Source organism: Thalassococcus halodurans (genome assembly GCF_900108225.1).
In the GTDB taxonomy this organism is placed as follows: Bacteria; Pseudomonadota; Alphaproteobacteria; order Rhodobacterales; family Rhodobacteraceae; genus Thalassococcus; species Thalassococcus halodurans.
The window spans coordinates 937281-963276 of sequence record NZ_FNUZ01000002.1 but is presented as its reverse complement, the minus strand read 5'-3'; the positions used below and the strand labels follow the sequence as shown (position 1 = coordinate 963276).

Annotated in this window: 20 protein-coding genes and 1 pseudogene; 13 read left to right on the top strand and 8 right to left on the bottom strand. The window is 57.6% G+C overall.

Going from position 1 to position 25996, the window contains the following annotated elements; translation table 11 throughout:
• Nucleotides 1–90 precede the first annotated feature (90 nt).
• A complete protein-coding gene (locus tag C4S59_RS09640) occupies nt 91–1197 on the top strand; it encodes a Hint domain-containing protein (protein WP_103910222.1) in 1107 nt (368 codons plus the stop codon).
• Here the strand turns inward: C4S59_RS09640 and hpt are convergent.
• Nucleotides 1194–1739 carry a hypoxanthine phosphoribosyltransferase gene (gene hpt, locus C4S59_RS09635; RefSeq protein WP_103910356.1) on the bottom strand — a complete coding sequence of 182 codons (546 nt, stop codon included), beginning with the start codon at nt 1737–1739 and terminating at the stop codon, nt 1194–1196. The two genes, C4S59_RS09640 and hpt, sit on opposite strands and share 4 nt — an antisense overlap.
• 69 nt (nt 1740–1808) lie before the next feature.
• Between hpt and C4S59_RS09630 the strand changes: the two genes are divergently transcribed.
• Nucleotides 1809–2252: a type II toxin-antitoxin system RatA family toxin gene (locus C4S59_RS09630; RefSeq protein WP_103910221.1), complete on the top strand. Its 444-nt coding sequence runs from the start codon at nt 1809–1811 to the stop codon at nt 2250–2252.
• A gap of 199 nt (nt 2253–2451) precedes the next feature.
• On the opposite strand, the gene C4S59_RS09625 is transcribed toward C4S59_RS09630, so the two are convergent.
• The 4 genes and pseudogenes from C4S59_RS09625 to C4S59_RS19795 all read right to left on the bottom strand — a co-directional run bounded on the left by C4S59_RS09625 (nt 2452) and on the right by C4S59_RS19795 (nt 5890).
• Nucleotides 2452–3630, bottom strand: a complete 1179-nt coding sequence (locus tag C4S59_RS09625; protein ID WP_103910220.1) for an ammonium transporter — start codon at nt 3628–3630, stop codon at nt 2452–2454.
• Nucleotides 3631–3785: 155 nt separating this feature from the next.
• Nucleotides 3786–4265, bottom strand: coding sequence for a CinA family protein (locus C4S59_RS09620; RefSeq protein ID WP_103910219.1), 480 nt, complete (start codon nt 4263–4265; stop codon nt 3786–3788).
• Nucleotides 4262–4762: a phosphatidylglycerophosphatase A family protein gene (locus C4S59_RS09615; protein WP_103910218.1), complete on the bottom strand. Its 501-nt coding sequence runs from the start codon at nt 4760–4762 to the stop codon at nt 4262–4264. The genes C4S59_RS09620 and C4S59_RS09615 overlap by 4 nt, the downstream gene beginning before the upstream one ends.
• Nucleotides 4759–5890: pseudogene (locus C4S59_RS19795) on the bottom strand (bifunctional 2-C-methyl-D-erythritol 4-phosphate cytidylyltransferase/2-C-methyl-D-erythritol 2,4-cyclodiphosphate synthase). Before C4S59_RS19795 ends, C4S59_RS09615 begins: the two are co-directional and overlap by 4 nt.
• A gap of 183 nt (nt 5891–6073) precedes the next feature.
• On the opposite strand from C4S59_RS19795, the gene dusB reads away from it, so the two are divergent.
• The 9 genes from dusB (at nt 6074) to hflX (ending at nt 17968) form a co-directional block, all read left to right on the top strand.
• Nucleotides 6074–7060, top strand: a complete 987-nt coding sequence (gene dusB, locus C4S59_RS09605; RefSeq protein ID WP_103910217.1) for a tRNA dihydrouridine synthase DusB — start codon at nt 6074–6076, stop codon at nt 7058–7060.
• On the top strand, nt 7057–8142 hold the full coding sequence (locus tag C4S59_RS09600; RefSeq protein ID WP_103910216.1) for a two-component system sensor histidine kinase NtrB: 1086 nt from the start codon (nt 7057–7059) through the stop codon (nt 8140–8142). The genes dusB and C4S59_RS09600 overlap by 4 nt, the downstream gene beginning before the upstream one ends.
• Nucleotides 8142–9512: a response regulator gene (locus C4S59_RS09595; RefSeq protein WP_103910215.1), complete on the top strand. Its 1371-nt coding sequence runs from the start codon at nt 8142–8144 to the stop codon at nt 9510–9512. The genes C4S59_RS09600 and C4S59_RS09595 overlap by 1 nt, the downstream gene beginning before the upstream one ends.
• A gap of 135 nt (nt 9513–9647) precedes the next feature.
• Entirely contained in the window at nt 9648–11879 is a 2232-nt protein-coding gene (locus C4S59_RS09590; RefSeq protein WP_234994726.1) for a sensor histidine kinase NtrY-like, read from the top strand.
• Nucleotides 11880–11894: 15 nt separating this feature from the next.
• Nucleotides 11895–13328, top strand: coding sequence for a nitrogen assimilation response regulator NtrX (gene ntrX / locus C4S59_RS09585; protein WP_103910214.1), 1434 nt, complete (start codon nt 11895–11897; stop codon nt 13326–13328).
• 106 nt (nt 13329–13434) lie between these two features.
• On the top strand, nt 13435–14811 hold the full coding sequence (gene trkA / locus C4S59_RS09580; protein ID WP_103910213.1) for a Trk system potassium transporter TrkA: 1377 nt from the start codon (nt 13435–13437) through the stop codon (nt 14809–14811).
• A 29-nt stretch (nt 14812–14840) separates the two neighbouring features.
• On the top strand, nt 14841–16328 hold the full coding sequence (locus tag C4S59_RS09575; RefSeq protein WP_327346235.1) for a TrkH family potassium uptake protein: 1488 nt from the start codon (nt 14841–14843) through the stop codon (nt 16326–16328).
• Nucleotides 16329–16450: 122 nt separating this feature from the next.
• A complete protein-coding gene (gene hfq / locus C4S59_RS09570) occupies nt 16451–16687 on the top strand; it encodes an RNA chaperone Hfq (protein ID WP_103910211.1) in 237 nt (78 codons plus the stop codon).
• Complete coding sequence (gene hflX / locus C4S59_RS09565) at nt 16688–17968, top strand: GTPase HflX (RefSeq protein WP_103910210.1); 1281 nt, start codon at nt 16688–16690, stop codon at nt 17966–17968.
• Nucleotides 17969–17977: 9 nt separating this feature from the next.
• On the opposite strand, the gene C4S59_RS09560 is transcribed toward hflX, so the two are convergent.
• The gene (locus tag C4S59_RS09560) at nt 17978–18199 is read right to left on the bottom strand and encodes a hypothetical protein (RefSeq protein ID WP_103910209.1); all 222 of its coding nucleotides are present in this window, start codon (nt 18197–18199) and stop codon (nt 17978–17980) included.
• A gap of 109 nt (nt 18200–18308) precedes the next feature.
• Nucleotides 18309–20771 carry a penicillin acylase family protein gene (locus tag C4S59_RS09555; protein ID WP_103910208.1) on the bottom strand — a complete coding sequence of 821 codons (2463 nt, stop codon included), beginning with the start codon at nt 20769–20771 and terminating at the stop codon, nt 18309–18311.
• Nucleotides 20772–20913: 142 nt separating this feature from the next.
• Between C4S59_RS09555 and C4S59_RS09550 the strand changes: the two genes are divergently transcribed.
• Both C4S59_RS09550 and C4S59_RS09545 read left to right on the top strand, forming a co-directional pair.
• The gene (locus C4S59_RS09550; protein WP_103910207.1) at nt 20914–21786 is read left to right on the top strand and encodes an NAD(P)-dependent oxidoreductase; all 873 of its coding nucleotides are present in this window, start codon (nt 20914–20916) and stop codon (nt 21784–21786) included.
• A 471-nt stretch (nt 21787–22257) separates the two neighbouring features.
• Complete coding sequence (locus C4S59_RS09545) at nt 22258–25140, top strand: Rne/Rng family ribonuclease (protein WP_103910206.1); 2883 nt, start codon at nt 22258–22260, stop codon at nt 25138–25140.
• Between the two features lie 52 nt (nt 25141–25192).
• On the opposite strand, the gene C4S59_RS09540 is transcribed toward C4S59_RS09545, so the two are convergent.
• Nucleotides 25193–25858, bottom strand: a complete 666-nt coding sequence (locus C4S59_RS09540) for a GntR family transcriptional regulator (RefSeq protein WP_103910205.1) — start codon at nt 25856–25858, stop codon at nt 25193–25195.
• Nucleotides 25859–25996: the final 138 nt, after the last annotated feature.

Here is a 25996-nt window from a genome sequence, read left to right as displayed (position 1 = left end):
GTGGGATTTGTTGTGACCGCAGCTATTGGCATTCGGAAGCAGCAATCTTGTCGATGACGTCGTGGAGTAGATGATTGGTAGGATGCAGGGATGCCTGATGTAGCAAGCTGGGGATGGTACGTTACCACGCCCTGGCCGGGATACAGCATTTTCGACTACAATAACCTTGATGCAATCGGCAACGGATTGGTCATCGATACGTCGCAATATGTCGACGTCATTCTGCGGGACGCGAATGGCGACGGTATCATTTACGATGACGATTCCTTTGATGGATCGCGAACTGATTCCGGTGAGGCCATTATTGGCCCTACGATGACGCTGATCCCGGAAGAGGTCGCACTTTATACCAATTCCACGCTCACAATTTACGGGGTCACGTATACCGATATCTCGCTGCAAGTTACGCTGTTCGATGACGGTAGCTATTCGGTCCGTATCATGGATAGCGACATTCCCGCTGGCCACTATAGCGATGTCACGTACCTTCAACTCGGGACGTGGGACGGTGTCGAATATAGTGGCGTCGCGTTGTCTGCCGTGGATGACCCGTTTGTGTGTTTTGATGCCAGTACGCAGATACGAACACGACAAGGGGACATTCGGGTTGACCGACTGGTCAGTGGCGACGAGGTCATGACACTGGATCACGGCTATCAAAAGCTTGTCTGGGTCGGTCATTCGCGACTGCGAGGCACAGATGCAAATGCACCTGTCGTCTTTCATGACCCTGATACAGGCGATGAATACCTTTCAGTCTCGCAGCAACATCGCATGTTGGTTGTCGGACCCAAGGTTCATGAAATGTGTGGCCAGCATCAGGCGCTGATCGCAGCCAAGCATCTGGTCAACAATGACACGATCAGGATTAAGCCACGTTCCAGAGTTCATTTTGTTCATATCCTTTGCGAGGCTCATGAACTGGTGCTAGCGAATGGAGTATGGAGCGAAACGCTTTACCTTGGGCCACGTTCGCTTTCGGTCCTCAGCGACAGCGCCCGCAGTGATTTTTTGCGAAAATGTCCCGAGATATTTGCGAGGGCTTTTGATGAAGCGCCGCGGACGCCAACGGCGCGACCCTTTTTGACAGGAAGAAAGGCCAAAGAGGCCGGCGCGGGACAGGCATTTGAATTGATCTATGAGAGCCCGGGCAAAGTTCCGCGCGGCGTCACACCGCACGGTTTGATCCTGCTTTAATCGGTCTCAGTGAACCTGACCTTCCCGATGAACGGAAGGTTGCGGTTGCGCTGGGCAAAATCGATGCCATAGCCCACGACAAATTCGTCGGGAATTTCAAAGCCGGTCCAATCGGCACGGACATCAACCTCGCGCCGCGATGGTTTGTCCAGCAAAGCGATGGTGCGCAGTTTGTGGGGCGTCCTGTTTTGCAGCATCTTGATCACGTGGCTCAGGGTAAAGCCCGTGTCCACGATGTCCTCGACCACCAGAACATCACGCCCCTCGATCCCGCTGCGCAGGTCTTTCAGAACGCGCACCTCGCGGCTCGATTCCATGGCGTCGCCATAGGAGGAAACCTCAAGGAAATCGACCTCGACCGGCAGGGACAATTCACGGACTAGATCGGCGATAAACACAAAGCTGCCGCGCAAAAGGCCGACAACCACAAGCTTGTCCGTGTCCGAATATTCAGCGGCGATTTCCTGCGCCAGCGCCTCGATTCGGGCGGCGATGGCTTTGGCCGAGATCATTTCATCTATGACATATGGTTGCATGGTCACGTCTTGCCCTTGATTTTTCGCCCCGAGCATACGACATCCAGCACCACTGTCACGATGAAACGGGGCGTCATGCCGACCCACTCTGAAACGAAAACGCTGCCTTACACTGCGCAGCAGATGTACGATCTTGTTGCCGACGTCGCATCCTATCCGAAATTTCTGCCCTGGTGCGCCGCCGCGCGCATCCGTTCTGAGGAACGGCAAGGTGAGCAGAGGGTGATGCTGGCCGATCTGGTGATCAGCTTTAAGGTATTTCGTGAACGCTTCGGGTCGAAAGTGACGCTGACGGACGGCGAAAAGCGCATTGATACCGAGTATCTGGATGGTCCCTTTCGTCACATGCACAGCCGCTGGCATTTCGAAGATGTCGAAGGCGGTGTGGACGTGCATTTCTTTGTGGATTTCGAATTCCGCAATCCGATCCTGCAAGGGGCGGCTGGCATGTTCTTTTACGAGGCGATGCAACGCATCGTGCGCGCGTTCGAACGCCGCGCTGCCGAACTCTACACCTGATCCAATTGTGCGGCTGCGCCGCTCTGGTTTATCTCGTCCTTAGGTCGTTGGCCTGCGTCCTCGGATCGGGCGCAGGCTTTTATGTATTTTCTTTCCATAAATACCTTGGGGGAATTGGCCGAAGGCCAAGGGGGCAAAGCCCCAAAGAAAAACCGCCGCGACAGGCGCGACGGTTCATGTTTTTCATATCCAGCTCTGATCAGCTTGTGATGTCGTAGGCGCGTTCGCCGTGAACAGAGATGTCGAGACCGTTGTGCTCTGTTTCATCATCAACGCGCAGCGGTGCGACCAGTTTGGTGATGTAGACCAGCGCGACTGTGACAACGATGGTGAAGACACCGACGATGGCCAGTGATCCCAGCTGAGCAGCCCAGCTGCCAGCACCGAAGGCAGCGATCATGATCGTGCCGAAGATGCCGCCAACGCCGTGGACCGCGAAGACGTCCAGCGTGTCGTCGATCTGCAGTTTGTTGCGGATCAGGTTCACGGCTTCCTGACACAGGATACCTGCGACTGCGCCGATGATCAGGGCTTCGACCGGGCCAACAAAGCCGGATGCCGGAGTGATAGAGGCGAGGCCTGCAATTGTACCGGTGACCATACCGACCAGGGATGCGCGGCCGAACTTGATCTTCTCCCACAGCGCCCATGTCAGCGATGCGGTCGCTGCCGAGATGTGAGTGACTGTCAGCGCCATCGCAGCGCCACCGTCAGCGGCCAGTTGCGAACCGCCGTTAAAGCCGAACCAGCCGACCCACAGCATCGCGGCACCGATCATGGTGTAACCGGGGGCGTGCGGAGGTGTGGTTTTGTTTTTGCGCGGGCCAAGGAACATCGCGATGATCAAGGCGGCCAGACCGGCTGTTTCGTGAACCACGATGCCGCCTGCAAAGTCACGCGCGCCTGTGTCGCCAAAGATGCCGCCGTCGGCCAGCATACCACCGCCCCAGATCCAGTGAACAACCGGTGCGTAGCAGATCAGCATCCACAGGGACGAGAAGATCAGCACAAAACCAAAGCCCACGCGTTCAACATAAGCACCGACGATCAGGGCCGGTGTGATGATCGCAAATGTCATCTGAAAGGCAAAGAACAGGATTTCGGGCAGGGTGCCTGACAGGCTGTCTGCAGTGACCCCATCAAGGAACATTTTCCCGAGACCGCCCCAGTAGGCATTTCCGTCACCGAACGCGATGGAATACCCGAAAGCGAACCAAAGGACGCTCATTAAACAGGCAATTGCATAACAATGCATGAAAACTGACAGCACATTTCGTGCCCGCACCAAGCCGCCATAGAACAAGGCGAGGCCAGGTAGCGTCATAAACAGGACCAGCGCGGTTGCGACGATGATCCAGGCGGTATCCGCTCCGTTCATTTGATTTCCCTTCCAGCGTTTTTTGTTTGGGCGGGAGAAAGCGTATGTGAAGCGCGAAAAAAAGCAGCGATGGGTGAATCTGAGTGGTTAAAATGGGTGCGTTTTGAAAAAGATTAAAAAATGGGCGGTATTTTCGCGCTGTGCGTACTTATTGATCAGAGCAGAGTCGCTGCGTTGAGCAGCTTTTGCAGTGCGTGTTTGGTTGATGCCTGACGCACTTTGTCGCGTCCGATCGCTCCGAATTCGATGGTTTCGCTGCCTGTGCCTTGGATGCTCGACCATCCAAAGCACACACGACCTTCAGGTTTGAATTCGGATCCGCCCGGGCCAGCGATGCCGCTGATTGCGACGGCGATGTCGGCGTTCGCAGCCGACCGTGCGCCTTCGGCCATTTCGCGGGCGACCTCTTCGGAGACCGCGCCAAAGGCATCAAGCGTTTCAGTTCTGACGCCAAGCATGTCGTGCTTGGCTTGGTTTGAATAGGTGACAAAGCCCCGTTCGAAGATGGTCGAACTGCCCGCGATGTCGGTGATGGCCGCCGCGACCATCCCGCCCGTACAGCTTTCCGCCGTTGTGACGGTCAGTCGCTTGTCCGTAGCAAGCGCCAAAAGCTGTTCGGACAGGGCTTGGGTCATTGTGCGGCCATGATCAGAGGAATGTGGTAGAGGGCTGCGGCGATAAACACCACGATGGCCGCGAAAACACCGGCAAATGCGTCGTCCAGCATTACGCCAACAGCATCATTGCGGCGGTCTGCACGCCCGACAAGCCAGGGCTTCCAGATGTCGAAAAGACGGAACGCGGCAAAACCGACAGCCCAACCGGGCCAGAGGGTGAGAATGTCTGCGCCTGCGAAAACCGCGCCGTAGGATACGGGGAGCAGGGCAATCCACTGACCCAGAACCTCGTCAATCACGATTTCGCTGGGGTCGTGGTTGTCGCTTCCTTGGGTCATCTGCTTAGTGGCCCAGTAACCGACGACCCCCACAGCGATGACGCCGATCAACGTCGCGACAATGCCGCCAAGAAGGTGCAATCCGTAAAACAAGGGCAGGGCTGCCAATGAGCCCCATGTCCCGGGGGCGGGGCGCAGATAGCCTACGCCAAAGACGGTGGCGATCAGGCGGCTCATGTGCGCACCAAAGCGGCTGTGGCGATGGCCGCGATGCCTTCTTCGCGGCCCGTAAAGCCCAATTGTTCAGAGGTCGTTGCTTTGACCGACACCTGATCGGGATTCAGCCCGGTGATTTGTGCCATGACCTTGCGCATGCGGGCGGCATGTGGCCCGATCTTGGGTTTTTCGCAGATCAGCGTCACGTCGATGTTGCAGATGGAATAGCCCTTCTGGCTGGCCAGATCGACGGCGTGGCGCAAGAAGATGTGGCTTTCGGCCCCTTTCCACTGGGGATCGGAGGGCGGGAAATGCTGACCGATGTCGCCCTCTGCCAATGCGCCATAGATCGCGTCGGTGGCCGCGTGCATTCCGACATCGGCATCCGAATGGCCTTTTAGCCCTTTGTCATGCGGGACGTTGACGCCACACAGAACGACGTGGTCGCCCTCGCAAAAGCGGTGCACGTCAAAGCCGTTACCCAGTCGCAGATCCATAAAGTTCCTCCAGAATGCGGGACGCGCGGTCGAAATCTTCGGGCGCGGTGATCTTCAGGTTTAGGTCCGATCCTTGGGTGATCGCAACCTCGATCCCTGCGGCACGGGCGACTTCTACATCGTCGGCGGCGGTGCCCGGGTGGTTTTGATGTGCGGACAGGATCGTTTGGTAGTCGAAACCTTGCGGAGTTTGCGCGCGAAACAGGCCTGTGCGATCGCGGGTGCCTGTGACAAATCCGTTTTCCCCCATCCACAGCGCATCTGTCACGGGCAGGGCGGGGGCCGCAGCTTTACCTGTTTCCAGCGCGGCAAGAACGCTGTCGATGACGGGCTTGGGCGTACAGGGGCGGGCGACATCGTGGATCAGCACCTTGTCCGGTTGGATGCCGGTTAATTGCTCAAGCCCGGCGCGCACCGATCCTGCGCGCTCGGATGCACCGGTGGCCAGCATGATCTGGTCCCGCGCCTTCAGCGTGTCGGCAATATCTGTGTCATCCGGATTTATGACCAGAACCACAGGGCCATAGGGTAGGAACAGATCAATCGTCCAGTCGGCAACCATACGCCCGTTGATCTGCTGCCACTGCTTGGGTTTGGGGCCGCCAGCACGCGTCCCGCGACCTGCCGCGACGATGATGGTTGCTGTGGTCATAAAGGGTTCCTCAGGATTTAGCACTTCCTAGGCTTTGACAGGGTGGCGCGCAATCGTCCGAAGGTATTTGCTTAATTTTTGGGCATGTGCCTTTTTGCTGGCCGGAAAACGGTCTATTGCCGTTGATCAAGGCAATGCTGCGGGGTAGCTCGAAGTAGATGCACAATGAATAGGCGCTAAATCTTGCGTATTGGGTCCGCTGACATCCCGAAACCGGTTCTTCTCGCTCCTTTGGCGGGAATCACCGATTTGCCGTTCCGAACACTGGTCTCCAGTTTCGGTGCAGGTCTCGTTGTGAGCGAGATGATCGCATCGCAGGAACTGGTGCAGGGCAAGTGGGCGACACGCGAAAAGGCCGAGCTTGGCTTTGGCGTTGAAAATACGTCGGTCCAGCTTGCCGGTCGCGATCCCGTTTGGATGGCAGAAGCCGCCAAATTGGTCGAAGGCAACGGTGCCAAGGTGATCGACATTAATATGGGGTGCCCCGCGAAAAAGGTCGTGGGTGGGTATTCGGGTTCTGCGCTGTTGCGCGATCTGGATCATGCCCTACGCCTGATCGAGGCCGTTGTTGAGGCGGTAGATGTACCTGTGACGCTGAAAACCAGACTGGGTTGGGATGATGACAGCCACAATGCGGATCAACTGGCTCAACGGGCCGAGGCCGCTGGCATTCAGATGATTGTCATCCACGGGCGCACGCGCTGTCAGTTTTACAAAGGTCGCGCCGATTGGGCGGCGATTTCCAAGATCAAAGAAGCAGTAGATATACCAGTGATAGCAAACGGTGATATTTGTTCGGCCACAGACGCGCAGAACGCGTTGGATGCGTCAGGCGCGGACGGCGTGATGATCGGTCGGGGCGCGCAAGGGCGTCCCTGGATATTGGCGCAGATCGCGGCCGAGCTTTATGGCGGCCGCGCGCCCAGCGTGCCGGAAGGCAGCGAACTGGTCGATCTGGTGTCAGGTCACTACGAGGCGATGCTGGATTTCTACGGCGCTGATCTGGGCCTGCGCGTCGCGCGCAAGCATCTGGGTTGGTATATGGACAACGCGCGGACACCGGTTGCGTTGCGCAAACGTGTACTGACAGCAAAAACCGCAGCCGAGGTTCTGGCGCTCTTGCCTGATGCTTTGGCAGATCATCCCGAACTTGACGAGGCCGCAGCATGAACACCGGCCTAGAATTCGCGCTTTGGTCTTCGCTTCCGGTTCCTGCAATCCTGATCGACGGGTCGGATCTGATTGCCGATCTGAACCCCGCCGCTGAAGGGTTCATGAACAATTCGACCAAGACGCTGCTTGGTCAGCCCGTTTGGGATAAACTGGCAGTGGATGCTCCGCTTGAGGCCAGCTTCAAACGGGCCCGCGAACAGGGCACGCCTTTGTTTGTGAATGATGTCGATGTCGGCACAGGCAATCGCCCACCCTTGGTCTGCTCGCTGCACATCGCGCCGATTCAGAACCAGCCGGGTTGGATGATCATGCTGATCAGCCCCCGTGAGTTGGCGGGGCGTATGACGCAGAACCATTCTGTGAAATCGGCAGCCAAATCCGCGATCGGTATGGCCGAGATGCTGGCGCATGAAATCAAGAACCCTTTGGCGGGGATCACCGGCGCGGCTCAGCTTTTGTCGATGAACCTGAACAAGGAAGATCTGGAACTGACCGACCTGATCGTTGCGGAAACCCGCCGCATCGTAAAACTGCTGGAGCAGGTCGAACAATTCGGAAACCTGTCTGCGCCCGAACGGAAGGCGGTTAACATCCACGATGTTTTGGACCGCGCACGGCGTTCTGCCCTGTTGGGGTTCGGCGGGCATATGAAGATAATCGAGGACTACGATCCGTCCTTGCCTCTGGCCTACGGTGATCCGGACCAGTTGCTCCAAGTGGTGTTGAATCTGGTTAAAAACGCGTCCGAGGCCGCCGACCCGCAGCAAGGCGGCACGATCCGTCTGCATACGTTCTACGAACACAGTTTCCGCCTGCGCAGATCGGATGGAACAGGGCAGTCTCTGCCCCTTCAGATCGAAATTATCGACGATGGTCCGGGATTGCCGCCAGACATTGAAGGCGATGTTTTCGACCCGTTTGTATCTGGCAAGGAAAACGGCACGGGGCTTGGCCTCGCGCTCGTGTCCAAAATTATTTCTGATCACGACGGATGGATTTCTGTCGACAGCGTCCCCGGGAAAACACGCTTCCGCATTTCCCTGCCGCTGGCCCCCCGTGACGCAAAGGAGACCGACTGATGGACGGTACAGTTCTTGTAGCTGATGATGATCGCACGATCCGGACAGTTCTGACGCAGGCGCTGACGCGCGCGGGGTGTAAGGTGCATGCGACGTCGTCCTTGACGACGTTGATGCGCTGGGTTGGCGAAGGGAAGGGCGATGTGGTCATTTCCGACGTCGTCATGCCGGACGGCAACGGTTTGGAAATGCTGCCGAAAATCCATCAGGATCGACCGGACCTTCCGGTGATCGTGATCTCCGCGCAGAACACAATCATGACCGCCATTCAGGCCGCCGAGGCCGAGGCGTATGACTATCTGCCCAAGCCGTTTGACCTGCCGGACCTGATGAAGCGCACGGCGCGCGCGTTGGAAAACCGCAATGTCGCCCCGCGCAAGGACGAGCCCTCTGAAAACGCAGACGGGCCCGAAGAGCTGCCGCTGATCGGTAAAACCCCTGCGATGCAGGCGCTGTATCGACTGGTCGCAAGGGTGATGAACACCGATCTTCCGGTTCTGATTTGTGGGGAAAGTGGCACGGGTAAGTCTCTGATCGCGCGGGCAATTCATGACTTCTCGGATCGTCGTATGTTGCCGTTCGTAACGGTGACTGCCGCCGATCTGTCCGATCTGGAAGGCCCTGCACGCGTTCTGGCGCGGGTGAAAGGCGGGACGCTGCTGATCGATGAAATCGGCGATATCGACGATGAAATCCAGGCGCGGATCGTTCGCATGATGGATGTTCCGGGCGAACATGTGCCGCGTTTCATGGCGACCAGCCAGACCGATCTGTCGCAGGAAATGGAAAACGGCCGTGTGCGCCGCGATCTGTACTATCGTCTGTCCGGCGCCACCGTTGCGGTGCCGTCCCTGCGTGAACGGGTGGAAGATATTCAGCTGTTGACCGATCACTTCCTTGCCCGCATCGAACGGGAAGGTGGGCCTAAGCGTTGGTTGTCTGATGATGCGGGCGAGATTTTCCGCGCCTATTCATGGCCGGGCAACGTGCGTCAGTTGGAAAACGCCGTACGCCGTTTGTCGCTGACCAGTCGTGCTGACGAAATCACCAAGGCCGAGGTTGAGGCCGTTCTGGGCAACCAGCCTGAAACAGGTCCGATCCTGCGTGGCGGCGATAGCGAAAAGCTGTCTACCTCGGTCTCTCGCCATTTGCGTCGGTACTTTGACCTGCACGGCTCTATGTTGCCGCCCCCGGGGCTCTATGGCCGTATCCTGAAAGAAGTCGAAGGCCCGCTGATTGAAATCGCGCTGGAAGCGACAGGTGGAAATCAGGCGAAATGCGCCGATTTGCTGGGCATCAACCGAAATACGCTAAGAAAGAAGATCACCGACCTCGATATTCGCGTGACACGACGCCGTAAGTTGATGTAAAATCGCCACACAACCGTGGCCGCGATGCACTTTGCGTCGATGAGACCACAATATATGGCGGTAGGTCGCGTTTGACGGCCAATCAATGCGAGGGCGGCTGTGGCCACTCGGGCACGACAATTGAAGTTTGCGCAGTTGACGCAACTTAGAAACCAGCGCCGTTTCAAGACGGCTCTGGCGCTTGGGCTCGTGTTTCTGGGGCCTGTGCTGGCTGTTGCAACCTATCTGGTTCTTGGCCCGCTCGGGAATGCATCATCGCAAAGCCTGTCTTTGCGGTTGGTCCTGCTGGCTGACCTTGTTTACGTTCTGCTTTTGGCGGCTTTGGTTCTGTCCCGCGTTGCGGGCATCGTTGCTGCACGACGTGCCCAATCGGCTGGATCGCGGCTTCACCTGCGATTGACCGGCGTGTTTGCAATTATGGCGTTGTTGCCGACGATCACTGTGGCCGTTTTTGCGGTGCTGACCATCAATTTCGGTTTAGAAACGTGGTTTTCGACACGGGTTCAGAACGTGGTTGGCGCATCCCTCTCTGCTGCAGAAAACTATGAGGCCGAACATCGCGCCGAACTGACCCAAGACGCGCAGGCGTTGGCCGGATTTATCGACACAACGGCCCGCAATGCGCGGTTTATGGATGACGGCGAATTGCGGCAGGTTCTGTCCAACGGTCAGTCCCAAATTCAGCGCGGCCTGCGTGAAGCTTATCTGATTGATGGCGTGGGCGAAATTCAATCGCGCGGGGAACGGTCGTATCTGTTTGATTTCGAACGGCCTTCTTTGGAGCAAATCAAACAGGCGCAAGACAACGGCATTGTTCTGATCGAGGATTGGGACAACAACGAATTCCGCGCTTTGGTGCCACTGACACAGTTTGCGGACCGGTATCTTTATGTCAGTCGCGACGTTGACGGTACGATCCTGAACCTGCTGGACGAAACACAAGAAACCGCGCGCTTTTACCAGCAACAAGAAAGCGAACGGGGCCGCCGTCTGTTCGACTTTGCTTTGCTGTATCTTGGCTTTGCCTTGCTTCTGATCCTAGCGGCGGTCTGGCTGGGGCTTTGGTTTGCTGAACGTCTGTCGCGTCCGGTAGGTAGCCTTGCTGGTGCTGCGCAGCGTGTCGGGGCAGGGGATTTGGATGTGCAGGTTCGCGCCGCTGATGGTGACGACGAAATCGCCATGCTCGGCCGCTACTTCAACCAGATGACCCGCCAGCTGAAGGCGCAGCGCGAAACGCTGTTGGACAACACGCGCCAGATTGAACGTCGTCAGCGCCTGTTCGACTCGGTGCTGACCTCGGTCACATCCGGTGTTGTCGGTCTTGATTCCGAGGGGCGCGTTGCCTTTGTGAACCGGTCGGCCAAGCGTTTGCTGGATTGGCAGGAAACCGAAGAAAGCCTGCCGATCACTGTGGCGGTTCCAGAATTTGGCCCCTTGTTTGATAAGCTGGTCGATAGCGGGTCCGAGGTTCAACAGGAAGAAATCAAGGTCAGCCGCGACGGGCGTTTGGAAAACCTGCTGGTCCGCATGTCGACGCGTCGTCGCGAAGATGGCGGGTTGGAAGGCTACGTTGTGGCCTTTGATGACGTGACCGATTTGGTCAGTGCACAGCGTATGGCCGCGTGGGGTGATGTGGCACGCCGCATCGCGCACGAGATCAAGAACCCTTTGACGCCGATCCAGCTGTCGGCTGAACGTATCCGTCGCAAGTTTGCCCGCAGCCTTGAGGCCGAGGATGCCGAGCGGCTGGAACAGATGACCGATGTGATCGTCCGCCAAACGGGTGACTTGCGCCGGATCGTGGATGAGTTCTCCAAGTTCGCCCGTATGCCAGAGCCGGAAACCAAATCCGAAGATCTGGCCGAGTTGCTACGCGGTGTGCTGATCCTGCAAGAGGCCGGTCAGCCCGAGGTGCGGTTCCAATCCATGCTGCCGGATCAGCCGGTGATGGCGGAAATCGACGCGACAATGATTTCGCAGGCGCTGACCAATCTTGTGAAAAACGCAGGCGAAGCCATTGAAAGCTTTGTCAAAGATGGCGCGCCTGAAGGGTTTGAGCGCGAAATTCGCGTCAGCCTGACGATACACGACAACAAATGCGAAGTCCGCATTATGGACAACGGCATCGGTCTTCCCGAGGACCGCGCCCGCCTATTTGAACCCTATGTCACCACCCGTGACGAGGGCACAGGATTGGGTCTGCCGATTGTCAAAAAGATCATCGAAGAGCATGGCGGCACGCTGGCTCTTGACGATGCGCCCCTGTTTGAGGGGGCTCCACAGGTCGGCGCGATGGCGGTGATTACACTGCCTCTGGCGTTTGGCGCTGAGAAAATAACATCCCAGAAAACAGTGGAAACGGTTTGAAGAAGGATTTGAAAGATGGGTGACATTCTTATTGTTGATGACGAACGCGATATCCGCGAATTGATCGGTGATATCCTTGAAGACGAGGGATTTAAGACCCGTCTTGCCGGAAACTCGACCGAGGCGATGGCCGAGGTCAACAAAGAGCCGCCCGCTCTGATGATCCTCGATATCTGGCTGAAAGACAGCAAGATGGACGGGATCGACATTCTGAAAACGGTAAAGCGTGACAATCCTGACGTGCCTGTGGTCATTATTTCCGGCCACGGCAACATCGAGATCGCGGTCGCTGCAATTAAGCAGGGCGCCTACGACTTCATCGAAAAGCCGTTTAACATTGACCAGCTTCTGGTTGTCATCCGTCGTGCGATGGAAACATCCCGTCTGCGTCGCGAAAACCAGAGCCTGAAGCGTCGTGATACCCAATCGTCCGAAATGATCGGTGACAGCGCCGCCTTCCGCCAGCTGGTATCTCAGTTGGATAAGGTGACGCGATCCAATGGTCGCGTCATGCTGACGGGACCGGCTGGCAGCGGCAAAGAGGTGGCGGCACGCTATATCCATGCCAAATCCAACCGCGCCTCGGCACCGTTTGTGACAGTGAACTGCGCGGGCGTTTCGCCTGAGACGATGGAAGAGGTTCTGTTCGGTCGCGAAACGGCTGAACGCGGGGTCGAGCCCGGACTGCTAGAGCAGGCGCATGGCGGCGTGATCTATTTTGATGAAGTGGCGGATATGCCGCTTGGTACGCAGTCCAAAATCCTGCGCATTCTGGTGGACCAACAGTTCCAGCGCGTGGGCGGTGCGGACAAGGTGCGCGTCGATCTGCGGGTGATTTCGTCGACCAACAAATCGCTGGATCAGGAAATCAACGAAGGCCGCTTCCGCGAAGAACTGTATCACCGCCTGAATGTTGTGCCGATCGATGTGCCGTCGCTGGAAGAACGCCGCGAGGATATTCCTGCGCTGACCGCGCATTTTATCGAAGAGTGCCATAAGGCCCAAGGTCTGCCGAAGCGCGACCTGAGCGCCGATGCGATTGCGCTTTTGCAGACGATGGTCTGGCCGGGCAACGTGCGTCAGTTGAAGAACCTTGTCGAACGTGTGCTGATCCTTGGCGATGGTACGGGCGAGATCGAGGCGCGCGAATTGCCGCAGGAAACGCCCCGTCAGGATTCGGACGATGGTCGTGTTGTCCTTTCGAACACGCTGGCGACACTGCCGCTGCGCGAAGCACGAGAGGCATTCGAGCGTGAATATCTGCTGACCCAGATCAACCGTTTTGGTGGCAATATCTCTCGCACAGCCAGCTTTGTGGGCATGGAGCGCTCGGCACTGCACCGTAAGCTGAAATCTTTGGGCGTGGTCACCACGGCCAAGGGCGGGGCACGGATTGCGCGGATCGAAGATGCAGAAGATGAATCCGAGCTTGAGCGCGAAGCGTCCTGATGCGTTTTAACTGCAACGCCCTTTTGGCGTTGCGTTTGACGCGTTGATTGTTGCTGCGCGGCATGTCAGACCAATCGTCTATGATCCGTAGTCTCGGGGCAGGTGCATGAAAGTCATCATTTGTGGTGCAGGTCAGGTCGGTTGGCAAATTGCCCGTCATCTGGCGAGTGAACGAAACGATGTGACCGTGGTCGACAACAATGCCGACCTTGTGCGCCGGGCGACAGATTCTCTGGACGTTCAGGGGGTTGCTGGCTTTGCATCCTATCCCGACGTGCTTGAACGTGCGGGTGCGCGTGACGCGGATATGATCATCGCCGCCACCTATTCCGACGAGGTCAACATGGTCACCTGTCAGGTGGCCCATTCGGTTTTCTCGATCCCACGCAAGATTGCCCGCCTGCGGTCGCAATCCTATCTGCGGGCAATCTATTCCGATCTTTATCGTCGCGATCACGTGCCGATTGACGTTGTGATTTCGCCCGAACGCGAAGTTGCGGCGGCTGCCTTGCAGCGCCTGAGCGCGCCTGCGGCCTTCGATACGGAACGCTTCCTTGAAGGAGGCGCGCAGTTGCTGGGTCTGGTCATTGATGAAAACTGTCCCATCGTAAACACGCCGCTGCGCCAGCTGACGGATCTGTTTTCGACGCTGCGTGCTGTGGTTGTCGGTGTTCGTCGCGACGGCACGCTGTTCGCGCCCGAACCGGAAGATCAGCTGTTTGAAGGCGACAGCGCGTATATCATGTCCCATGCTGATGACGTGGGCCGGACGCTGGAAATCTTTGGTAAGCCCAATCACAAACAGGAACGCGTGGTTCTGATCGGTGGCGGCAACGTCGGCCTGATGGTGGCGCGCGAATTGGAAAGCCGCGCCGAACGCGTGCGGGCCAAGGTGATCGAAAAGAACCGGAAGTGTGCGGAACACGCGGCTGAAGCGTTGGAGAAAACAATTGTTCTGCACGGGGATGGTCTGGACGCGGCCCTGTTGGCCGAGGCGAACATCGACCGTGCCGATGCGGTTTTGTGTGTGACCGACGACGATAAAACCAACATGCTGGCGGCGGTTCGGGCCAAGGCCGAAGGCTGTCCTATGGCCATCGCGCTGATCAACGACCCGACGCTCGTGCCGCTGATGGACCCGCTCGGCGTTGACGCCTACATCAACCCGCGGGCGACGACCGTTTCATCGATTTTGCGCCACATCCGCCACGGCCGCGTGCGCGCGGTGTATTCCATCGGCGATGCCGAGGCCGAGGTGATCGAGGCCGAAGTGCTCTCTACTTCTCCGATCGCAGGACAGCGCGTCCGTGATATCCAGTTTCCGGAAGGGGTTTTGGTCGGTGCGGTTCGCAAGGGTGACAAGGTGGTCAAGATCAGTGGCGATCTAAGGATCGAGGAAGGCGATATCATCGTGATCTTCGCACTTAGCGAAGACGTGGCAGAGGTTGAACGTCTGCTACAGGTTTCGATCGATTTCTTCTGACGATGTCGCGGCTCGTCGAACTTCCACTTTTGCTTTTGCTCGGAGGCGTTGCGTCGCTTTCGATGTGGGTGCCGGCGATCTACGCCTTGGCACTTGAACACTTCCACGATGCGCGGACGTTCTTTTATGCGGGCCTGATGGGCATGATCTTTGTCCTGTTCGTGTCTTTGGCGCAGATGGGGCGCGAGCATAACAAAAACCCGCTTCGCCAATTGCTGGGGCTGTTGGTGGCCTATCTGGTGCTGCCCGCCTTTCTGGCGATGCCGTTTCAGGAAGCGGTGCGGAATACGACATTCGTGAACGCCTATTTCGAAATGGTGTCGTCCATGACGACCACAGGGGCCACCTTGTTTGCGCCCGATCGGCTTGATCCTGCAGAGCACCTTTGGCGTGGATTGGTCGGATGGCAGGGCGGTTTGCTGTTGTGGATTTCTGCGGCGGCGATCCTTGCGCCACTGACCTTGGGCGGGTTCGAGGTGACGGCAGCCTCAGAGCCGGGCCAAACCTTTGCCACCGGCGCGGCGCGGCGCGACTATGCCGATCCGCGCCAGCGTCTGGCGCGCGCCTGTGCCAGCCTGATCCCGGTCTACGTGGGCCTGACTGCGTCTTTGTGGGTCATGCTGATGGCACTAGGCGACACACCGTTCATCGCGTTGATGCATGCCATGTCTACCATGGCGACGTCGGGGATTTCGCCGATCAACGGGTTGGCAGAAAGCGGATCGGGGCGTTTGGGCGAAATGCTGATCTTCCTGTTTCTGCTGTTCGCTTTGACTCGCCTGACGTTTTCGAACGACACCAGCGCCGCGCGGCGTCAGGGGATCTGGTACGATCCTGAATTCAGAATGGGGGCGATGATCGTCACCATCGTGCCGATTATCCTGTTTACACGCCATTGGATCGCGTCGTTCGAAGTTGCTGTCAGCGATACGCCGATCGTCGGTCTTCAGGCGCTTTGGGGAGCCATTTTCACAACGCTGTCTTTCCTGACCACGGCTGGTTTCGAAAGCGCCGACTGGTCGGCGGCGCGCAGTTGGTCCGGTTTGGGAACGCCGGGTTTGATTCTGATGGGCTTGGCGATCACTGGCGGCGGGGTTGCGACGACTGCAGGCGGGGTAAAACTTCTGCGCGTGTTCATCCTGTATCTAAACGGTCGGCGTGAACTGGAACGGTTGATCCACCCGAGTTCCGTTGGACGGTCCGGCCTGTTGACGCGGCGCACCCGCAGGGAAGGTGCGTTTATCGCTTGGGTCTTTTTTATGATCTTTGCTTTGACCCTGTCGGGGCTGGTTATGGCCTTTGCTGCCTCGGGCGTTACGTTCGAGCCGTCCTTCGTTATGGCGGTCGCGGCGCTGACCAACACAGGCCCTGTCGTGAACCTTGCCGCCGAGGTATCGCTGTCCTTGTCGCAGCTCGACCTATCGGCAAAATTGTTTTTTTGTGCAGGAATGATCCTTGGCCGACTTGAAGTGCTGGCCATCGTGGTTATGGTCACGCCCGAGTTGTGGCGCGATTGATCTCATGCAACAGGCTTGAAAAAGGGTGTTGATTTCCTCTGGAAGTTCCTGAGCGAGCAATACATACTCTTTTGAACGAGGGCGCGCTTACGATGGCGCATACAAGAATAAAGGCTTTTTCAATGGCTTCCGACCGTCAAAACCTTCAAGATGCATTTCTGAACCATGTCCGCAAAACCAAGGTGCCGGTCACAGTATTCCTGATCAACGGCGTGAAATTGCAGGGCGTGATCACTTGGTTTGATAATTTCTGCGTCCTTCTGCGCCGCGATGGCCAGTCTCAGCTGGTTTATAAACACGCGATTAGCACAATAATGCCTGCGCAGCCGATCAACCTGTACGACGGCGACGGGGAATAATTGGGCTTCACCGAGACGGAAACGCCAGACACCCGCGCTTGGGTTCTGCATCCCGACATCAAATCAGATCGTGACCGCCGTGAAGCGCATGGCGCTTTGGAAGAGGCTTTGTCCTTGGCCCTGGCTTTGCCGGGGCTAGAGGTTTTGGGCGGCACCGTTGTGCCATTGCCCAAGCCCCATCCGGGCATGCTGTTCGGGTCTGGTAAAATCGAAGAGCTGAAACAGCAGCTGGAAAGGGACGAGATCGAACTGGTTTTGATCGATGGTCCTGTGACGCCTGTTCAACAGCGTAATCTGGAAAAGGCGTGGGGCGTTAAGCTGCTCGACCGTACCGGTTTGATCCTCGAGATTTTCTCGGATCGGGCGGCGACGCGGGAAGGTGTTCTTCAGGTCGAGATGGCCGCACTCTCCTATCAGCGGACGCGACTGGTGCGCGCTTGGACCCACCTTGAACGTCAGCGGGGCGGATTGGGCTTTGTCGGCGGTCCGGGTGAAACCCAGATCGAGGCTGACCGCCGCGCCATTGACGAACAGCTTGTCCGTTTACGTCGCCAGCTTGAGAAGGTCGTGAAAACCCGTGAATTGCACCGCAAGGCACGGGCGAAGGTGCCGTTCCCGATTGTCGCGCTGGTCGGCTATACCAACGCCGGTAAATCCACGCTTTTCAACCGGTTGACCGGTGCCGAGGTGATGGCCAAGGATATGCTGTTCGCAACGCTGGACCCAACCATGCGGGCGGTGAAGCTGTCCTCTGGCCCAGAGGTTATTTTGTCAGACACCGTTGGTTTTATTTCCGACCTGCCGACTGAACTGGTCGCGGCCTTCCGCGCCACGCTGGAAGAGGTGCTGGCTGCGGATATCATCGTGCATGTGCGTGACATCAGCCATTCAGAGTCCGAAGAACAGGCGAAAGACGTCCGTGATATTCTGGCCTCTTTGGGTATTACGGACGAAACACCGCAAATCGAGTTGTGGAACAAGATCGACAACGTCGATCCGGACGAGGCCGAGGCGCTTCAGCTTCGGGCGTCCCGTCAGGACGATACCTTTGTTGCGTCTGCGATCACAGGGCAGGGGCTTGATGCGTTCCTGGAAGACGTTGCCACAAAGCTGGCAGAAGGCATTCGCGAAGAACGCCTGCTGCTGAGCTATGAAGATGGTCGGAAAAGAGCGTGGTTGTTCGAAAAAGGTTTGGTTTCGGAAGAAAAGCAGACTGAAGATGGCTATGATCTTTTGGTACGCTGGTCGCCTACGGATGCTGCCAAGTTCGACAGCTTGTAGTCGATTGGACTAAACAAAAACCAGCCTGTACAGCATCAAAACAGCCAGCGCCGCCAGCGGATAAACCGCTGTGGGAATGTGTTTATCGATCCAGGTGCGGGTCTTTCCGCAACGCGGGCACGCTTGTTCGCTTTGCCAATGTTCTTCGCGGCAGCGACTGCAGGTGGTTCTATTCGCAGTGTTTTGCAATTTATAGTATCCGGGAAATTGAATAATAATATCTTTAATCATTATGACTGTACCTCGGTGACTACATATTGTTCAACTGTGATGTAAATCCAATCCAATTAATGTTGCCTTAAAATCCCAGTCCTGATGGGAAGGCTTTCTGTTTCGGGATTTATTCCAATGTCAGGCGGGTGATCCCGACGGACGCCGCCCGCGCCAGATCATTGTCCAGCGACATGGGAATGTACTCACCGCGGCGCCAAAGCTGACCCAGATCGTCATAATGGCGCGACAGGAAATGGCCGGACTGGCCTGTTGAAATTACAAAAACCGAACTGTCCGGATCGGCAAAATCATAGACGCCACGATACCCTGCGCCATGCACGTTCAGGAAAGGTGCTTCGGGTTTGCCGCTGGTTTTACCGCGCAGCAGGGTGAAATCCCCGCCGGATGTGGATTGCCGGATGTTGGTGAAATACTTCAACACGGGAACCTCGCCCAAGACCTGATGATCGTGCGTCGCTTGGTGGGCGTCCCCCCAGCGCAAGGATTCCAGCGTGGTGCCATAGGTTTCGCCGATCCAGATCAGCGCGTCATCCAGCGCAAGGCGGGCAATATCCGTGCAGCCTTCGACGGCGCTGGATTGCTTGATGTCACACCAGGCGGAAGCGCCGTTGATGTTGCGGAACACACGTTCGATGAACAGCGGTTCGACGTGGCGGTATTTGTCAGCAAGCGGTCCGATATCGTCGCGGATCAGCCGATCTTGCAGGGCGCGCATCCACGCCGAATAGATCAGCGGTTCGGGCAAGTGTTCGCTCATTTCGCCGTTCCAGTTGGCCAGCATGGACAGGGCCTGCGACCGGCGGCGTTCAGGCGTGCCTTCGGGTGCTGCCTCGCCGGTGAACCACAGGTCTTTGCCGACCAAAGGCAGAAGCGAACGTGCCGCAAAGGAAACCGTATCAAGTTGCGCCTCGATAAAGCTTTCGCGGGTGTGCACCTCGCGGCCCTGCATCAAGGTTTTCCAGCGTTCAATGCGCTGCGTGTCGCCCCATTCAAAGCTGACATGCAGCGGGAAGGGGCGATCGACGGTTTTATTGTTGGTGTTGCCGACGATACCGCCGCGCGGCGCAATAAAGGACGGGTTCGACGCATAAGGCAGCATGCCCTGCCAGCGGTTCTCGGCGATCCAACCCGGCGCAGGCATCCGGCCCTGGCTTTGATGGTTTGCGTCCCGACGGGGCATCTGCCCGACGGTTTGCATCGCGATTTTGTCTTTGTCGATCAGGGTCAGGTTCTGGGATGGGGCCATGTAGGCCGATGAAACAGCCACGGCTTCGTCCACGGATTTGGCATCCATCAGGGCGATGGCCGCAGACATCGACGTGTCGCGCGCGGAAAGGGCTGTCCAGCCGAGCGACATGACATGCCCGCTGGGGGTGATGGTGCCGATATCGAATTGTGTGGCGGGCAGGACGGGGCCGTTGTCGGTCCAGCGCAGTGTCACGGTGACCGGGGCTGCATCTTTGATGTTGATGATCGATTTGCGAGTTTCGAACTGCTTCCAGCCGGTCGGAGTCCGGTATTCCTCGGGGTTGTCCGGGTTCAGCTGTTCAAGGAACAGGTCCTGATCATCTAGATAGGAAGACGTTAGACCCCAGCCTAGCGTTTCGCTTCGGCCGATCATGACGGCGGGAACACCGGGGATGGTTCCGCCGATGACGCTGCCGGATGTCAGGTTCAACTGCGCCAGATACCAGATTGCGGGTGCCGAAAACCCAAGGTGCGGATCGTTCGCCAGAAGAGTGCCGCCATTGGCCGACCGGTTTGGCGCGGCGGCCCATGCGTTGGATGCGCCTGCTAGTCCGCGCGGGGCGACGGGCATTAACATGTCGCCGCCAAGGTCAGGCAGTTCAGCGTAGCGCATCGCACCAGGGGCGAGGCTGGCGTAGTCGGGCAGGGCGGCAGTGCCTGCGCCGGGAACATCCGGCAGAATGTCGGAAAGCCTGCGCTCGTCATCCAGCGCAAGGGATGTGCGGGCGCGCAGCACTTCCTCTGACAGATGGCCGGACAGCTGCAGGGCCATCAGCTTGATGATCGCCAGCGAGTCTGCGGGCACCCATGGCGATAGGGTTGGATCAAACAGGAAAAATTCGGGCGCGCCGCGTCCAAGGCTGTCGCGATTGATTTCGTCAATGCGGGCGTTCACGCCAGCGGCATAACTTTCAAGCGCGTCCAGCGTGCGGGCATCTTGATGGGACACGGATGCGCGGGCCAGCGTATAAAGATCGAACCGGCGCAAAAGCTTGTCGGTTTCAACAGTGCGCGTGCCAAACAATTCAGACAAACGCCCCTGCGCGGTCCGGCGCATCAGGGTCATCTGCCAAAGGCGGTCTTGGGCGTGGGCATAGCCGAGGCCAAAGAACACGTCGCGATCCGCCGCGGCTTGGATGTGCGGGACGCCGGAATTGTCGCGGATGATTTCGACATCGGCGGTGATGCCACTGACGGTCAGCGTCTTGTCGTATTCAGGCAGGGATCGCGACGCCAGATAATAGACGCCAAACGCAGCCAGCGCGGCCAAGGCAATGGCGAAAGCGGTCAGTCGTACAAGCCAGCGGAATACCATGGACATCCTGAAAATCCTTTTTCTGGACCTGCGCGTGTCATGGCCCATCTTCCCTTTCTAGCGAAGTAACGGGAATGACTGGCCTTGCCAAGGTTGCGCGGGGCGGCCACAACTGCGGTCAAAGAATAGGTCCGCAAAGGAGGAAATCATGGCAAAGCTCGCGTTTTTGGGACTTGGGGTTATGGGATACCCGATGGCCGGACATCTGGCAAAGGCGGGGCATGATGTCACCGTTTATAACCGGACAACCGCCAAAGCACAGAAATGGTCGGCGGAATTCGGCGGAGGGTTCGCCGAAACGCCGCGTGCCGCAGTCGAAGGCGCCGAGTTTGTCATGTCCTGCGTTGGTAACGACGATGATCTTCGGTCTGTCTGCGTTGGTGACGACGGTGCGTTTGCGGGAATGGGCGAAGGTACGGTTTTCGTCGACCACACCACAGTGTCCGATGCGGTTACGGTCGAGCTTTATGATGCAGCGAAGAAGTCAGGTATTTCCTTTGTGGATGCGCCGATCTCGGGCGGGCAGGCCGGGGCCGAAAATGGTCAGTTGTCTGTGATGTGTGGCGGTGATCAGGATGCCTATGATCGCGCCGAGCCCGTGATTGATGCCTATGCCAAGCTGTGCCGCCGCATTGGCGAAAGCGGCGCGGGCCAGCGCACCAAGATGTGCAACCAGATCGCGATTGCGGGTCTGGTTCAGGGCCTGTCCGAGGCACTGCACTTTGCCGAAAAGGCGGGGCTGGATGGCCGTGCAGTGGTGGAGGTGATCAGTCAGGGCGCCGCAGGATCGTGGCAAATGTCCAACCGGTATGAAACCATGCTGGACGACCATTTCGAACACGGGTTTGCTGTTGACTGGATGCGCAAGGATCTGGGCATCTGTCTGGATGCCGCCGATGACAACGGCGCGTCGCTGCCTGTGACCGCTCTGGTAGATCAGTTCTATAAGGACGTGCAGAAGATGGGCGGCGGGCGTTGGGATACGTCCAGTTTGTTCAAACGTCTGCGTGCGATGGGCTAATTTCTTTACCCTTTATTAACCTTTGGAAGCGCCGGGCCTCGTCTGGCGCTTTTTCGCGTCGATGTTTTCGGTTGCGCAAACAATTGCCCATTGTGTTTTGCGTGTCGGTCAGCGTACACTCTTCGCTAGGCTAGTCGCATCTGTGTGGCTTCAGCCCAAAGAATTCGCCGAAGGGCGCAGCGCCAGACATGAAAGCTGGACACGCCCTTAGGACCGATAGCGGCCTGATAGGCCAACGAAAATTGCCCTGACCGCTACCAAGCGAAGGGCCATTAATGGGCGCTACGTCACCAGACAGGTTACGGATGCGTCGGAGAAGAACCGCGATGACGCGCGCTAAGTACATGAGGCAGACAGGAGCGGATCACACATCCGCCCGTGCCCGAGCGCTGTCTTTCGCCCTGACAAGACACACCAAATCGACGCTTTCCTTACGAGGGAGGGCGGCAATTTGACGTGCAACTGGATACAATGGCAAAGAAAATGCTTATCGATGCCACCCACGCGGAAGAAACCCGCGTCGTGGTGGTCGACGGAAACAAGGTTGAGGAATTCGACTTTGAATCTAACAGCAAGCGTCAGCTTGCAGGAAACATCTACCTCGCAAAAGTAACACGGGTTGAACCTTCACTTCAGGCAGCTTTCGTAGACTATGGCGGCAACCGTCATGGTTTCTTGGCGTTTTCTGAAATCCACCCCGATTACTATCAGATCCCTGTCGCAGACCGTCAGGCCCTGATGGACGAGGAAGAGGCCGCCGCACAGCGCGAGGCCGAGGAAGAAGACAACCCCAAGCCCAAATCGCGCCGTTCGCGGTCGCGCCGGTCGAAATCCAAAGCGGAAAAGACCACAACCACTGATGCGGTCGTGTCGACAGAACCGTCGCAGATCACTGGTATGGAAACCATCGATCTTGATGACGACAGCGACGGCGACAACGACAGCCTCGCTGTGGCTGACGCGCAGCCTGTGGATCAGGTTGTTGCCGACGACGCGGCACAGGACACTGCGGCGGATGCCGAGGTGTCTGCGAATGCGCCGACGGAAGAGGCGGCTGAGCCGTCTGCCGGGGCGGAGACTTCTGATGCGGCTGGCGCAGCAGATGAGACCGAGGCATCCGACGAGGACACGTCCGCTGATGACAGTGCTTCTGACGAGGCAGAGTCCGACGAAGACGAAGATGATGAGCCGAAGGTAAAAGTTGCCGACGACGACAGCATCGAGTCTGTCGCTGATGACGACACGCAGGAAGAAATCCGCCCGCCTCGCAAGGCGCGTGCGCGTCGTTACAAAATCCAGGAAGTGGTCAAGGTTCGCCAGATCATGCTGGTGCAGGTCGTCAAGGAAGAGCGTGGCAACAAAGGCGCGGCCCTGACAACCTACCTCAGCCTTGCTGGCCGTTACTGCGTCTTGATGCCGAACACCGCTCGTGGTGGTGGTATCAGCCGCAAGATCACCAACGCGGCCGACCGTTCCAAACTGAAAGAAATCGCCACATCCATCGACGTGCCGAAGGGTGCGGGCCTGATCATCCGGACTGCGGGCGCCAAGCGCACCAAGACCGAGATCAAGCGCGACTACGAATACCTTCAGCGTCTGTGGGAACAGATCCGCGAACTGACGCTGCAATCGATTGCACCGGCCAAGATCTATGAAGAAGGCGACCTGATCAAACGGTCGATCCGTGACCTGTACAACCGCGACATCGACGAAGTGTTTGTCGAAGGTGAACGCGGCTACCGCACGGCCAAGGACTTCATGAAAATGATCATGCCGTCCCACGCAAAGAACGTGAAGCACTACTCGGATTCGCTGCCGCTTTTTGCGCGTTATCAGGTGGAAAGCTACCTTGGTGGCATGTTCAACCCGACGGTCCAGCTGAAATCCGGTGGCTACATCGTGATCGGCGTGACCGAAGCGCTTGTGGCGATCGACGTGAACTCGGGTCGCGCCACGAAAGAAGGCTCGATCGAGGAAACCGCGCTTAAGACCAACCTTGAGGCCGCCGAAGAAGTGGCGCGCCAGTTGCGTCTGCGCGACCTTGCCGGTCTGATCGTCATCGACTTCATCGATATGGACGAGCGCAAGAACAACACCGCCGTTGAAAAGCGCCTGAAAGACAAGCTGAAAACAGACCGCGCCCGTATTCAGGTGGGCCGCATCTCTGGTTTCGGCCTGTTGGAAATGTCGCGACAGCGTCTGCGCCCCGGCATGATCGAAGCGACGACACAGCCGTGCCCGTCGTGTCATGGTACCGGTCTGATCCGTTCGGACGACAACATGGCGTTGCAGGTTCTGCGTCAGATCGAAGAAGAGGGCACGCGCAACCGGTCGCGTGAGGTTCTGGTCAAGGCTCCTGTGGCCATTGCCAACTTCATCATGAACCAGAAGCGTGAACACATCATCCAGATCGAAGCGCGCTATGGCTTGTCCGTCCGCATCGAAGGTGACCCGCATCTGGTCAGCCCTGACTTCACGATGGAGAAGTTCAAGACAGCGACACGCGTCGTTCCTGAACCGACAGCACCTGTTGTGTCGGCCTCGATGGCATTGATGGAAGACATCGATGCCGAAGAGGAAGAAGCAGAAGAGCTGAACGCCGAAGTCGAAAACGAAGCCGAGACAGAAGAAAAGCCCAAGCGTCGTCGTCGTCGCCGGCGGAAGAAAAAGACCAACCAGACCGAAGGTGAAGACGGCCAGTCCGACAACAACGAGTCGACTGATACCGAAGATAACGGTTCGGAAAAGTCCAAGGACAGCGCGGCTGACGAGGCGAAAACGGACGCTTCGGAAGACGCGCCTGCCGCAGAAGAGACCACGCCCGACGCCGAGGCCGAAGAAAAGCCCAAGCGCCGTCGCCGCACCCGCAAAAAGCCAGAGCCTAAGACTGAAGAGGCAGCGGATGGCGAAGTGAAAGAAGCTGACGCACCTGCGGATGAGGCTCCGAAAGAAGAGGCGGCAACAGAAGAAGCTCCGGCTGAAAAGCCCAAGCGTCGACGTAGCCCGCGCAAGAAAAAGGTCGAAGAACCGGCGGCCGCAGAGCCGGCAGCCGAGGAAGAGGCAGCTGCCCCGACACCGGTTGATGAAAAGCTGGCGGAAGCACCGGCAGAACCTGATCCGGCTGTTCCTGAGGTGAAGGACACATCCTCGGCCACACCCGAAGCGCTGGAAGATGCGGTGGTTGAACCGACGCCGGTACCGGAAGCGGTTGAGGTAGCAGAAACCGTTGCAGAGTCTGCCGAGCTGGTGACTGCCGAGGCCGAAGCCCCTGCGCCGGAACCCGCCCCGGCTGAACCGGTGGCCGAAGAAAAGCCGAAGCCAAAACGCAAAGGCTGGTGGTCCATCGGACGCTAAAAAACACAAAACCCCGCGCCGAAAGCGCGGGGTTTTTGTTTGTAGGGTGGGATTAGCGTTGCGGGATCAGTTCCTGTTCGTCCATCGCTTCAAGACAGTGGATCAGGCCGTTTTCCACGTGCTGCGCAAGTAGCTTTTTGGTCAGTTCGGCATCTCGGCTCAGCGCGGAATCAAGCATTGCCTTATGTTCGCGCATGGCAACTTCGCCACGGTAGGTCAGGACCAACATCTGATAACGCAGGTATTTGTCAAAGATTGTGGCGTGCAGATCCAACAGGTTCTTTGAATCGCAGGCTGCGATCATGGCAAAGTGGAATTCCCAATCGTATCGCTTCCAGTCCTCAGTCTTGGTCTGGTTGCCCGCCAGTCTTTCCTGCTCCATCCGGTAAAGCTTGTGGTGGGCGGCAACTAGGTTGCCTTCCCATTCCGTGTCGCCCTTTTGCAGCGACAGATCCAAAGCATGGCATTCCAGCAGAACGCGTAGGTTCGCGATCTCGCGCAGGTCATCCACCGAAATGGGGTGCACATAAAAGCCGCGCTGTTCGGGCGCGTCGACAAAGCCTTCACTTGCCAGACGGTTCAGGGTTTCCCGCAGGGTCGACAGGCTGGCGTCATAACGCTTTTTCAGCATGTCGAGTTTGAGCTTTTCGCCCGGCTTCAGGGCGCCGAAAATGATGTCATGCTTGATCGTCTGATAGATCGTTGATCCGACAGTCATACAGCCCTCCCAAGCCGTGGTTTCCGTAGATTAGCTTAAATACCTGATATTTCTGTGTAACGACAACCGGCCATGCGAATAAATAAAATATGGTACACTTAAGAATATCATATATTATTTTAGCGGAGGCGACACAGA

Excerpts from the sequence above, each read along its gene's own strand:
- C4S59_RS09640 (WP_103910222.1), top strand. The coding sequence starts at position 91 with ATGCCTGATGTAGCAAGCTGGGGATGGTACGTTACCACGCCCTGGCCG.
- C4S59_RS09630 (WP_103910221.1), top strand. The coding sequence starts at position 1,809 with ATGCCGACCCACTCTGAAACGAAAACGCTGCCTTACACTGCGCAGCAG.
- C4S59_RS09625 (WP_103910220.1), bottom strand. The coding sequence starts at position 3,630 with ATGAACGGAGCGGATACCGCCTGGATCATCGTCGCAACCGCGCTGGTC.
- C4S59_RS09620 (WP_103910219.1), bottom strand. The coding sequence starts at position 4,265 with ATGACCCAAGCCCTGTCCGAACAGCTTTTGGCGCTTGCTACGGACAAG.
- C4S59_RS09615 (WP_103910218.1), bottom strand. The coding sequence starts at position 4,762 with ATGAGCCGCCTGATCGCCACCGTCTTTGGCGTAGGCTATCTGCGCCCC.
- C4S59_RS09600 (WP_103910216.1), top strand. The coding sequence starts at position 7,057 with ATGAACACCGGCCTAGAATTCGCGCTTTGGTCTTCGCTTCCGGTTCCT.
- C4S59_RS09595 (WP_103910215.1), top strand. The coding sequence starts at position 8,142 with ATGGACGGTACAGTTCTTGTAGCTGATGATGATCGCACGATCCGGACA.
- ntrX (WP_103910214.1), top strand. The coding sequence starts at position 11,895 with ATGGGTGACATTCTTATTGTTGATGACGAACGCGATATCCGCGAATTG.
- trkA (WP_103910213.1), top strand. The coding sequence starts at position 13,435 with ATGAAAGTCATCATTTGTGGTGCAGGTCAGGTCGGTTGGCAAATTGCC.
- hfq (WP_103910211.1), top strand. The coding sequence starts at position 16,451 with ATGGCTTCCGACCGTCAAAACCTTCAAGATGCATTTCTGAACCATGTC.
- C4S59_RS09560 (WP_103910209.1), bottom strand. The coding sequence starts at position 18,199 with ATGATTAAAGATATTATTATTCAATTTCCCGGATACTATAAATTGCAA.
- C4S59_RS09555 (WP_103910208.1), bottom strand. The coding sequence starts at position 20,771 with ATGTCCATGGTATTCCGCTGGCTTGTACGACTGACCGCTTTCGCCATT.
- C4S59_RS09550 (WP_103910207.1), top strand. The coding sequence starts at position 20,914 with ATGGCAAAGCTCGCGTTTTTGGGACTTGGGGTTATGGGATACCCGATG.
- C4S59_RS09545 (WP_103910206.1), top strand. The coding sequence starts at position 22,258 with ATGGCAAAGAAAATGCTTATCGATGCCACCCACGCGGAAGAAACCCGC.
- C4S59_RS09540 (WP_103910205.1), bottom strand. The coding sequence starts at position 25,858 with ATGACTGTCGGATCAACGATCTATCAGACGATCAAGCATGACATCATT.